The sequence below is a fragment of the Acinetobacter calcoaceticus genome (assembly GCF_051947995.1).
Lineage (GTDB): Bacteria > Pseudomonadota > Gammaproteobacteria > Pseudomonadales > Moraxellaceae > Acinetobacter.
On record NZ_JBLVVH010000003.1, the window covers coordinates 15122 to 27174 of the forward strand.

A 12053-nucleotide genomic window follows, 5' to 3' on the forward strand; every position below is an offset into this window, starting at 1 on the left:
CATCTGGAGGGTCAATCATGACCAGTAATGTATTTTTACAGCGTATTGCTGATTTATATGACGAGTTTAAACAACACGATGCACAACAGTCTGATCGTCTGAGTCGCTATCGGAATATTGAGGCCGAGTCGGCAAAGTTATTGGCGATGCTGATTCGTTGTCAGCAATCAAAACGTATTCTGGAAATCGGGACTTCGACTGGTTATTCAACCTTGTGGTTGGCTGAGGCTGCCCAAGCGGTCGGCGGAAAGATTCAAACGCTAGAAATTGATCCTTTACGCAGTGCCCAAGCGAAAAAATATGCTGAAGATTTTGAGCTAGCACAGCACATTGATTTCTGGGTAGGAGATGCAGCGGATTTTCTGGCCCAAGCTACAGAAGCATTTGATTTTATTTTACTGGATGCAGAGCGTATTCATTACGTCAGTTACTGGGCCGATTTAAAGCGTTTATTACAAAATGCTGGCAGTACCTTGATAATCGATAATGTGATTTCTCATGCCGCCGAAGTGAAAACCTTTCTGGAATTGATTAAGCAAGATGAAGATTACATGACTACGATTTTGCCGATTGGCGCGGGTTTATGTATGGTGGTGTTAAAGTGAATGAATTTGATCCTGATGGTTTAAGCGATACGCTTGCGGACTACAGCCCATGACTTTGTTAAAGGCACGGGTAAAATTGGCAGGATTGGAATAACCCAGTTCATACGCTATCGCTGTAATGGTAAAGCTAGAATTCTCTAATAAATCAATGGCGCGTTCTGTGCTGATCTGCTGCTTTAATCCCTGAAACTCAACACCTTGTTGCTGCAAATAGCGTTGCAGGGTTTTTGTAGAAATATTCAGGACTCGAGCACATTCGGTTAAGGTGGGTACTTGATTGGCTTGTCGCAACATCATGCTGACCCATTCCACGATTTCACCTTGATGGTAGATTTTCTGGATTTGTTCCTGACAGCGTTGCTCAACCACTTTTAAGCTATGCGCATCTGCCAACGGTAAGGGTAGTGCCAATTGTTGCTGGTCAATCACGACCCGTATACCAGATAGCCAGCTATAGTTAAACTGGAAACTGGCTTTGACTAAGGAGAGATAACGTTCCTGATAAGTCGGTTCGGGGATACTTAAATAGATTTGATAACGTTGTAACTGTTGACCTGCCAGTTCTAGCAGACTGTAGTAAAAAGCGACTGCAATGGCTTCGATATGAAAAGCCAGACATTGTTTATTCATTTGCAATATTGGCTCAAATAACAGCTCAACCTTTTGTTGATGGTCTGGAAACTGAATACTGAGCTTAAAACTTGGCATAATCAGTCTAAAGTATTGTGCAATGAGTCTGAGTGCATGTTCCAGATTCGGGCTGGTCATGAGGGCATAACCCACCAGACTATGCGAGCTGAGTTTAAGGTTTTTTCCAAGTACAAAGGCCAGATCATGGGTATTAGGCAGGCTTAAACCCATTTCAATAAATTGCTCTATCTGTTGAATAGACAACAGTTCTGTTTGTGCCAGTTGCTGTTGCAATGCACTCAACACATGATGGTCGTATTGATGTGTGCCGATTAAAATTTCAATCAGACGCAAATAGTAGCGTGATGGAATCACCGGAATTTGCTGCTTCTGCACAAGAAAAACTCAGTAAAGTCTTAAAATGATAATAGCAAGTCTTAAAATGATAATATAGCGCTGCTGTAAAATTACACAATTACCTCAAGCAAAAGAGTTTGTGTTTGATTGAGGAGATTCTAATGAATATGCATACTCAACTGGATGTCGAGCAAGCGGCAACAACATTTAAAGATAAAAAACGGCATTTGTGGTTATTGGGTTTGGCTGTCCCTACGATTGCAATGAGTGGTTTGGCAGGCTATCAGTTTGGCCCTAAAAGAACCAAAAAATTCTTCGCTTCATTTGGACCCTTATTTATTCATGCTGTTATTCCAACATTGGATAAATTGATCGGTGAGGACACGGAAAACCCGCCACTCGATGCAATCGCAGATTTAGAAGCCGATCCCTATTATGCCCGTATTGTTAAACTTTTTATTCCTTTGCAATACGCGACCAATATCTATGGCGCCTATTTAGCCAGTCGTAAAGATACTTCGCTTGCGGATCAGTTGTTACTGGGAAGCTTGGTCGGCATGGTCAATGGCATTGCGATTAATACCGCACATGAATTGAGCCATAAAACAGGACGGCTGGAACATTATTTGTCACATCTGGCCTTGGCGCCATCAGGTTATAACCATTTTCGCATTGAGCATCCTTATGGTCACCACCGTCGTGTAGCCACGCCTGAAGATCCGGCATCGTCACAATTTGGTGAAAGCTTCTGGAAGTTTTTACCGCGTACCGTGATGGGTAGTTTTAAATCAGCGATCGAGATTGAAAAGAACCGTTTACAACGCAAGAAATTGCCTTTCTTATGTAAGGAAAATGAGTTGATCCACGGGTGGGTCATGTCGGCTGTATACCATGCGGCGATGTTCAGTCAGTTTGGTCTGCGTTCTGTACCTTTTCAACTGACGCAAGCGGTCTATGCAATTACCTTGTTTGAATCAGTAAATTATATTGAACATTATGGTTTAAAGCGGGCCAAGAAAGAAAATGGCCAATATGAACGGACTTTACCTGAGCATAGCTGGAACAATAATAATGTAGTAACCAATTTGTTCCTGTATCAATTACAACGTCATTCAGATCATCATGCTAATCCGACCCGAAGCTTTCAGACCTTACGTCATTTTGAAGATGCACCGCAGTTACCCGCAGGTTATGGGGCCATGATTTTGCCCGCCTTTATTCCAGCGTGGTGGTCAAAAATTATGGATGATCGGGTGGTGCAACACTATAAAGGTCACTTGGACAGAATCAATGTCCATCCTGAAGCCAAACAAAAGATGTTAGAGAAATATGCCGAACAGCAAGATGCTGCTTAAAGCTGAAGCTAGATACAACAAAAATCAGCCCGATCGGGCTGTTTTTTTTATGCTTTATGCTGAAATACAGAGTCGTTTAAAGTGCAGGTCAAATTCAAGATATTTATGCACAAAGGCCGTTTTATCAGTGGTACGAAGCAAGTTATTGTAGATAAACTCTGGAACAGGATGGTAAAGCTCGCCCGAGCCGTTGCTATAAAAGATTTTTAAATAGCGTGAAGAAACATCATATTTCCAGGAGGTTACAACAACAGATTTTTCCATAGATTCGTCCCCTTATTAATTTGATCTTTTAGTACATATTTAACAACTCTGGTGCTCCATGATTTGACAGTACTCCAACTCAAACCGTCTGACAATTGATAAATGAAGCTGGCTATAAATTTATAAGTATAAGAATTGTAAAAAATTAGCTATAAAATCGGGATCGGAGTAGAGGGGGGATTTATACAGAAGACAGGCAAAAAGAAACCACCCTAAAAAGGGTGGCTTCGGACCATCGGTTTAATCTAAATAATTAGATTTTACCAACTAAGTCGATAGATGGAGCAAGCGTTGCTTCGCCTTCTTTCCATTTCGCTGGGCAAACTTCACCTGGGTGAGCGTGAACGTATTGAGCAGCTTTTACTTTACGAAGAAGTTCAGATGCGTCACGGCCGATACCACCAGCGTTGATTTCAACGATTTGGATTTTGCCTTCTGGATCGATAACGAAAGTACCACGGTCAGCAAGACCAGCAGCTTCGATTAATACGTCGAAGTTTTTAGAAAGCGTCCAAGTTGGATCGCCGATCAATGGGTATTGGATTTTACCAATAACGTCTGAAGTGTCGTGCCAAGCTTTGTGCGTGAAGTGAGTGTCAGTAGACACGCCATAGATTTCAACGCCTAATTTTTGGAATTCAGCATAGTTGTCAGCAAGGTCGCCTAACTCAGTTGGACATACGAAAGTAAAGTCAGCTGGGTAGAAGAATACAACAGACCATTTACCTTTAAGATCTGCTTCAGATACGTCAACAAATTGACCGTTGTGGTACGCAGTTGCTTTAAATGGTTTAACTTCAGTATTAATTAAGCTCATCATTGTCTCCATGATTGAGGTTTTATTGAGAGGCTAACGCCTTACTTGTTTACGAGGTCTAGAATAAATAATTTTTAGTTATTGGGGAAATAGTATTTTTACATGACTAAAATCGGAAAATTGAATAAATCAATCAAAAACGACTTTCACCCAAAGATGTCTGCTTTATTTGACGACATAAAAATGAAGCCAACATGACAAAACATCTGAAAACTAATGTGCATAACAACATGAAGTCTACGTGATCAAAATTCAAGGGTAAAATTGAAAAAAGATAAAAATATATAAAAAACCAAGATATACGTTCAAACTTTATCCAGCATGGCTGTGAGTTTTAAATCATTAAGCGATAGGAATACAGAGTCAGGAGAACTATACAAGGTATTCGCTATGGCGGTGCTGGATGTTAGTTGCTGATATGAATAGGCTAGCTAAGCTGGGTGCTGCTTAGAGATTGATCTTGTGGTTCGGTAGACGATTGACTAAAATGGGCTGTAACTCTTTGAAATACTAAATAGTATCTATTTGAGAAAAATTATAAGGTTATATGCATCAGCAGGGTATGCTGGCATTCAGAGTGAAAATTATAGTAACAATGACTGATCAATTAAGAGCTAAATTTGAAAATCTGGAACTGAATGCGGGCTTGGGAAAAATTAGTGCGTTTATTTCCATGTCTTTAGGCTTGCTTTGCCTGTTTGGCGCCTTGTGTTTTCTATTCCCTTCGGTGATGACTACACCTGAGTTAAGACCATTTTATGCAAAAAATTATGATGTTTTTTATTTTGGACTCATGGGTGGCATTATTCTGAGTGTCGGTTTTGGTGCTTTTAGTGCGATTGTCCGTCAGAACCGATACGGCTTCTATGGTTTATGTTTCGCTTTGGTGGCTGCGATTTTAGGTTGTGGTGTGATTAAAGCACCGATGTTACCGAGTGTGCCTTTTTATGCAGGTATAGATTATTTTGTACTTACACTGGTGATTCTGGCCCTCATCTTTATTCCTTTAGAAGGTTTTTTTGCCAAGAGTCCCGAGCAGAAAATCCTGCGAGTGGGCTGGGTGACGGACATGAAATATTTCATGTTCAGTCATATTGGTATTCAGCTATTTAGCTTTTTAACCGTGATGCCGATTCAGTACTGGATTACCCATTTACCCAATAATCCGATTGTGCCTTATGTTCAGGCCCAGCCAATCTGGTTGCAGTTTATTGAATTGTTGATTGTGGTAGATTTTGTGGTGTACTGGTTACATCGTGCCATGCATGAGGTCAATTTCCTGTGGCGTTTCCATGCCATTCATCATTCGACCGAATATATGGACTGGCTGGCATCTTCACGTCTGCATGTGGTTGAAGTATTGATGACCCGGTTTATTGCAACCTTGCCGATATTTTTACTGGGTTTTCATACTTCGGCAGTATTTGCCTATCTGATTTTTATTTCCTTTCATGCCATTTTTATTCATTCCAATGTGCGTTTCCGTTTCCCGTATTTACGCTGGTTGATTGCTACACCTGAGTTTCATCATTGGCATCATTCTTCCGAAAAACCTGCGATTGATAAGAATTATGCAGCGTTTATCCCGTTTTATGATGTGCTATTTAAAAGTGTCTATATGCCGGATCATCTGGCCAGTGTATATGGAACAGTGGGTTATAAGATCCCGAATAGTTTTGTCAAACAGTTTACCTGGCCCTTTAAAAAATATGTCAAACGCTTTCTAAAACGCTTTGACCAGTCACCGAAACCTTAAGCTGTATGGAGGGAACTGGATCAAGATCAGCAGGAGATTGATGCAGTTTCTTTGCATAGCAAGGCTTTAAGGCGTAAAATAGCCGATTAGTTTATTTTTCAGGAAAGCTGTTCAGTGCAGAGTCATTTAAATGTAGATCAATTGGTTATGGCACGTGACCGTCACCGTTTAAATCGACTGCGCAAGGATAAGAAAACAGAACCAGCAGATATCGAAAAACTGTTTGAACAGTCTAACCACAAGGTTAAGCAGCGCCTTGCACGCCTTCCAGAGATCAAACTCAATCAGGATTTACCTGTCACCCAGTATGCAGATCGTTTGATTGCAGCGATTCAAAAGCATCAGGTCATTATTGTGGCGGGTGAAACCGGTTCTGGTAAAACCACACAGCTCCCGCAGATTGCCATGTTAGCAGGGCGTGGACTGACAGGCATGATTGGTCACACCCAGCCACGTCGTCTGGCTGCGCGTAGTGTTTCGCAGCGTATCGCCGAAGAGGTTGGCGAGAAACTCGGTGAATCAATCGGTTTTAAAATCCGTTTTAACGAGCAGGGTTCACAAGACTCGATTGTTCGTTTGATGACCGATGGTATCTTGTTGGCTGAACTGACCAATGACCGCTTCCTGTCAAAATACGACACCATCATTATTGATGAGGCGCACGAACGCTCACTCAATATTGACTTTATCATGGGCTATTTAAAACAGCTTTTACCGAAGCGTCCTGATTTAAAAGTCATTGTTACTTCGGCAACGCTCGATGTGAATCGCTTTAGCCAGTATTTCTATGATGCACCGATTTTTGAAGTAGAAGGGCGTAGTTTCCCTGTTGAAGTGCGTTATCGCCCGATTTCAGAACTGAGCATCGTTGGCAGTGATGATGATGAGTTCGATGACTTTGAAGAAAACCTCCCGCGTGCCGTGGTACAGGCTGTTGAAGAATGTTTTACCGATGCAGAGAGCAAGGGCCATCCTGAGCATGCCGATATTCTGGTTTTCGCCAGTACAGAACAGGAAATTCGTGAATTACAAGAAACCTTACAGAAGTATGGTCCCCGTCATACTGAAGTGCTGCCTTTATATGCACGTTTAGCCTTGGCAGAACAGCAAAAGATTTTCAGTCCAAGTGGTAAAGGTCGCCGTATCATTATTGCCACCAACGTAGCAGAAACGGCACTGACAGTTCCGAATATTCGCTATGTGATTGATAGCGGTTTTGCCCGTATTTCACGTTATAACTATCGTTCACGGGTGCAACGTCTTCCAATTGAAGCGATTTCACAGGCTGCTGCCAATCAGCGTAAAGGCCGTTGTGGTCGTATTGCGGCAGGTGTATGTATTCGCCTATATAGTGAAGAAGACTTTTTAAGCCGTCCAGAATTTACCGAGCCGGAAATTAAACGAACCAACTTGGCCTCTGTGATTTTGCAAATGCAAAGCCTTGGACTAGGTAGTCTTGAAGATTTTGATTTTATCGAGCCACCTGATTTTCGTCTGGTCAATGATGGCCGTAAACTGCTGATCGAGTTGGGTGCACTGAGTGAGCGCAAGAATGACTTAACCAAAGTCGGTCAGATGATGGCTCGTATGCCGATTGACCCGCGTCTGGCACGTATGATCATTGGCGGAGCACATTTTGGTGTGCTCAAAGAAACCCTGATTATTGTCAGTGCTTTGGCAATTCAAGATCCGCGTGAACGTCCTGCAGATAAACAAATGCAGGCCGATCAGAAGCATGCGTTATTCAAAGAAGCAGATTCGGACTTTTTATTCTACTTAAAACTCTGGAATACTCTGCAAACCAGTCCGGATACACAGACGGAGAACAAGCGTCGTCAATTTGCACGTCAACATTTTTTAAGCTGGTTGCGTTTACGTGAATGGAAGCAGACCCATCAGCAACTGGTCGAGCTGGCAGAAGGATTAAAACTGAGTTTTAATGAAAAGGGTGCCAATTATGAAAATTTACACCGCGCTTTATTGACTGGTTTACTTTCATTCATTGCCAATAAAACCGATGAACGTAATACCTTTATGGCGGTACGTCAGCAGAAAGCCAAAGTGTTCCCCGCCAGTACCTTGCATAAAACCAATACCGCTTGGGTGATGGCCTTTGAAATGGTGGAAACTTCTCAGGTGTATTTGCGGACTTTGGCAAAAATTGATCCAGAATGGATTTTGCTGGCGGCCCGTGATTTATTGAAATACCATTACTTTGAACCGCACTGGTCCAAGAAAGCAGGTATTGTGAATGCCTATGCACAGATTTCTCTGTTTGGTTTAATTATTGAACCGAAGCGTTTGATCAACTTTGAGAAGGTGGATCAGCCTGCGGCCCATGAAATCTTTTTACGCGATGCTCTAACCACAGGGAATCTGGGGATTACACCACCGTTCTTGAAGCATAACTTGTTAAAGCTTGAAGAAGTGGAGCGCGTTGAAGATAAACTGCGTCGCCGTGACTTGGTGGTCGATGAAGAAACCATTTACCAGTTTTATGCAGCAAAAGTGCCTGAGGAAATTGCCAGCCGTCGTAGTTTCGAAGATTGGCGTGCAACCGTCGAACCTGATCAGCCCCGTTATCTGTTTGTCGAAGATGATGCTTTATGGCTGAACGATCGGCCGACCACGCAACAATTTCCCGATTATTTGCATAATGGTCAATTGCGCCTGGCGGCCAGCTATCGATTTGACCCAAGTCATGATGAAGATGGGGCAACCGTCAAGATTCCGGTGCAGGCGTTACCGCAAGTCGATGAAAAGCAATGGTCATGGGGAATTCCAGGCTGGCGTCAAGACCTGATCGAAGCATTACTGAAAGCATTACCCAAAGATAAGCGCCGTAATCTGGTGCCGATTCCTGATACTGCGAGAAAACTGATGCAAGGTGTCGATGCAACGCATTTACGTGAACATCTGTTTAGTTATCTGGCATTTGCCTTGCGTGGTGAGCAAATCACGGAAAAAGATTTTTCTTTTGAACGGATTGATCAGTATCTGGTGCCTTTTATTAAAGTGGTTGATGAAAAAGGCAAGTTAATTGCGCAAGGGCGTGATCTGGAGGAGCTGAAAGCACGTTGTCGTGTTGAAACCCATCGTCCAGTGAAACAGCAAAAAGGTGAGTTTAAAACCTTCCCTGAAAATTTTATCTTCGAAGCTTCGCAAAAGGTCACGGGTGTTGTGGTCAAGCAATATCAGGCATTGGTGCCAACCAAGCTTTTTGCCGAGCTTGATGCGAAAGACGAGTCAGGTGTAGTGATTCAAACCTTTAATGATCAGGATGAAGCAATCAAGCACCATCGTGAAGGAGTGATCCGGCTGGTGCATATGCAGTTGGGGGATTTAATCCGTCAACTCAAAAAGCAGATTTCCAAGCCGCTGGCTCTGGCTTATTCACCTTTAGGTGAGCGGGCAAAACTGGAGCAGATGCTGGTTTATGCAACTTTGCAGGTGTCGATCCAGCAATTGCCTAAAAATGTCGATGAATTTCAGCAGTTATTAACTGAAACCAAAAAGCAGTTTTTAGCAAATGGTCAACAGACATTAGCTGATTTAACTGAAATATTTACCCAATGGCAGCAAATTCGCCGTGAGTTGCTGGTACTGGATCAGACGATCTTTGGTCGCAGTGTGGATGATATTGAAGATCAGCTTGATTTAATGTCATTGGCAGACTTTGTGTATAGCCAATCGCCCGAGATTTGGCAGGAATACCCGCGTTATTTGAAAGCACTGCTATTGCGTTTAGACCGTTTGCCAAATAATCTACAACGTGATCTTGCTGCAATTGATGATGTCGATCCATGGATGGACAAAGTATTTAAATTTAAAAAAGATCCTAAAATCAAAGAATTGTATTTGATGTTGGAAGAACTCAGAATTTCCTTGTTTTCTCAACCGATGAAAACAAAGCTGCCTATTTCACCAACTAGATTACAAAAACTATGGGATCGATTAGCAATCGGTTAAACTGAGAAATATGAAAGTTAGAAGCATTCTTTACAGGAGTTTTACATGGGCATCCGTATAACAGGTACAGGGTTATTTCACCCAACCGAATCTATTTCCAATGAAGAGTTGGTTGAAAGTTTAAATGCTTATGTAGAACAATATAACCAAGACAACGCAGCGCAGATCGAAGCGGGCGAAATCGAGGCTTTACGTGGTTCAAGCCCTGAATTTATTGAAAAAGCATCAGGGATTAAACGTCGCTATGTGGTCGAAAAATCAGGTATTTTAGATCCAACACGCTTGCGTCCGCGTTTGCAGGAACGTAGCAACGATGAGCTTTCACTTCAAGCGGAGTGGGGCGTAATTGCGGCAAAACAGGCGATGGAAAATGCAGGCGTAACCGCTGAAGACATCGATGTGGTGATTTTGGCGTGTTCAAACATGCAGCGTGCTTATCCTGCGGTTGCGATTGAGATCCAGTCTGCACTCGGGATTCAGGGCTATGCTTATGATATGAATGTGGCATGTTCTGCTGCAACATTCGGTTTGAAGCAGGCTTATGATGCCGTAAAATGCGGTGCTCGCCGTGTGTTATTGCTGAATGTTGAAATCACGTCTGGTCATCTGGATTATCGTACCCGTGATGCGCACTTTATTTTTGGTGATGTTGCGACTGCATCAATTATCGAAGAAACTGAAACCAAATCAGGTTTTGAAATTTTAGATATTCATTTGTTTACTCAATTCTCAAATAATATCCGTAACAACTTTGGCTTCTTGAATCGCAGTGAAGATGCGGTGGTCGATGACAAACTGTTCCGTCAAGATGGCCGTAAAGTATTTAAAGAAGTCTGTCCGCTTGTTGCAAAAATCATTACTGCACAACTGGAAAAACTTGAATTAACGCCTGAACAAATCAAGCGTTTCTGGTTGCACCAAGCCAATGCCAACATGAATGAACTAATTTTAAAACTGGTTGTTGGTAAAGATGCTGATCTTGAGCGTGCACCGATCATCTTGGATGAGTTTGCCAATACTTCATCTGCCGGAGTCATCATTGCGATGCATCGTACCGGTGAACAGGTCGATAATGGCGAATTTGCTGTAATTTCTTCTTTCGGTGCGGGCTATTCAGTCGGTTCGATTGTGGTACAAAAGCATATTGCTTAAGCTTTTGACTAGAATATAAAAAAACACCACAATTGTGGTGTTTTTTTATGCCTTATGAAACTTTAAGCTTCAATTGCTTGAACTGCAATTTTCTTGGCAGGATCAGTCTTACGACGTACTGCAGGCACTGGCTCACCATGATATTGACGATCAGCAAAGTAGCTTGAACGAACCATTGGCGCAGACCAGATATTTCTGAAACCGAGTTTACGGCCATGTTCGGCATAACGCTCGAATTCTTCTGGTGTAACAAAACGGTCAATTGGGGCATGTTGCTTCGATGGTTGCAGATATTGACCAATGGTCACGTAATCCACATCGTGTGCACGCAGATCATCCAGTAACGAAATCACTTCTTCTTCAGTTTCACCAATACCGACCATCAAACCACATTTGGTTGGTACATCAGGGCAGTATTCTTTAAACATTTTTAACAGGTTTAAAGAGTGCTGATAGTCAGAACCTGGACGCATGGCTTTGTAGAGACGTGGTACAGTTTCAATATTGTGGTTGAATACATCTGGCGGACATTCAGTCATGATGCGTAAGGCAATATCCATACGACCACGGAAGTCAGGCACCAGAATTTCCAATAAGGTTTTTGGACTTAATGCACGCGCTTCCTTGATACAGTCAACAAAGTGTTGGGCACCACCATCAAGCAGGTCATCACGGTCAACCGAGGTAATCACGGCATATTTTAAGCCCAGATTAGAAATGGTTTCAGCCATGTGACGCGGTTCATCAGGATCCAATGCATTTGGACGACCATGTGCAACGTCACAGAAAGGACAGCGACGGGTACAGATATCGCCCATGATCATGAAGGTTGCTGTACCACCACCGAAGCATTCAGGCAAGTTAGGGCAGGCAGCTTCTTCACATACGGTATGCAGTTTTTGTGAACGCAAGGTTGTTTTGATACGCTGAACTTCTTCTGGAGCGGTCATCTTGACTCGAATCCAGTCAGGTTTGCGAGGTACTTCAACCGTAGGGATAACTTTTACAGGAATTCTTGCGACTTTTTCCGCGCCACGAAGTTTTATACCCTGTTCAGGTTTACGGTGTTCAGACATATACTTCCTACAGCCTTTGATTTGAGATATGGGAATATTATAGTCAAATTTACCGCATTAAAGCAGGAAAAG

The 12053-nt window shown here is 42.5% G+C and carries 9 protein-coding genes; 5 read left to right on the forward strand and 4 right to left on the reverse strand.

What is annotated here, in order from left to right; all coding sequences use genetic code 11:
- Positions 1 to 17: 17 nt before the first annotated feature.
- On the forward strand, positions 18 to 605 hold the full coding sequence (locus tag ACNQO6_RS05925) for an O-methyltransferase (RefSeq protein WP_440208376.1): 588 nt from the start codon (positions 18 to 20) through the stop codon (positions 603 to 605).
- Here ACNQO6_RS05925 and ACNQO6_RS05930 read toward each other — a convergent pair.
- Entirely contained in the window at positions 597 to 1631 is a 1035-nt protein-coding gene (locus tag ACNQO6_RS05930; RefSeq protein ID WP_440208377.1) for a helix-turn-helix domain-containing protein, read from the reverse strand. The two genes, ACNQO6_RS05925 and ACNQO6_RS05930, sit on opposite strands and share 9 nt — an antisense overlap.
- A gap of 122 nt (positions 1632 to 1753) precedes the next feature.
- Here ACNQO6_RS05930 and ACNQO6_RS05935 point away from each other — a divergent pair, with 122 nt between their 5' ends.
- Positions 1754 to 2947 (forward strand): alkane 1-monooxygenase, encoded by a 1194-nt coding sequence (locus ACNQO6_RS05935; RefSeq protein WP_440208378.1) that lies wholly within the window; start codon positions 1754 to 1756, stop codon positions 2945 to 2947.
- 54 nt (positions 2948 to 3001) lie between these two features.
- Here ACNQO6_RS05935 and ACNQO6_RS05940 read toward each other — a convergent pair whose 3' ends face one another.
- Both ACNQO6_RS05940 and ahpC read right to left on the reverse strand, forming a co-directional pair.
- Positions 3002 to 3211: a KTSC domain-containing protein gene (locus tag ACNQO6_RS05940; protein ID WP_005294945.1), complete on the reverse strand. Its 210-nt coding sequence runs from the start codon at positions 3209 to 3211 to the stop codon at positions 3002 to 3004.
- A 253-nt stretch (positions 3212 to 3464) separates the two neighbouring features.
- Positions 3465 to 4028: an alkyl hydroperoxide reductase subunit C gene (gene ahpC / locus ACNQO6_RS05945; RefSeq protein ID WP_004772679.1), complete on the reverse strand. Its 564-nt coding sequence runs from the start codon at positions 4026 to 4028 to the stop codon at positions 3465 to 3467.
- A gap of 595 nt (positions 4029 to 4623) precedes the next feature.
- On the opposite strand from ahpC, the gene ACNQO6_RS05950 reads away from it, so the two are divergent.
- The 3 genes from ACNQO6_RS05950 (at position 4624) to ACNQO6_RS05960 (ending at position 10905) form a co-directional block, all read left to right on the forward strand.
- Positions 4624 to 5784: a sterol desaturase family protein gene (locus ACNQO6_RS05950; protein WP_440208379.1), complete on the forward strand. Its 1161-nt coding sequence runs from the start codon at positions 4624 to 4626 to the stop codon at positions 5782 to 5784.
- 114 nt (positions 5785 to 5898) lie between these two features.
- Positions 5899 to 9753, forward strand: a complete 3855-nt coding sequence (hrpA, locus tag ACNQO6_RS05955; protein WP_440208380.1) for an ATP-dependent RNA helicase HrpA — start codon at positions 5899 to 5901, stop codon at positions 9751 to 9753.
- A 45-nt stretch (positions 9754 to 9798) separates the two neighbouring features.
- Positions 9799 to 10905, forward strand: a complete 1107-nt coding sequence (locus tag ACNQO6_RS05960; protein WP_272654271.1) for a beta-ketoacyl-ACP synthase III — start codon at positions 9799 to 9801, stop codon at positions 10903 to 10905.
- 62 nt (positions 10906 to 10967) lie between these two features.
- On the opposite strand, the gene lipA is transcribed toward ACNQO6_RS05960, so the two are convergent.
- Entirely contained in the window at positions 10968 to 11981 is a 1014-nt protein-coding gene (gene lipA / locus ACNQO6_RS05965) for a lipoyl synthase (RefSeq protein ID WP_325779237.1), read from the reverse strand.
- Positions 11982 to 12053: the final 72 nt, after the last annotated feature.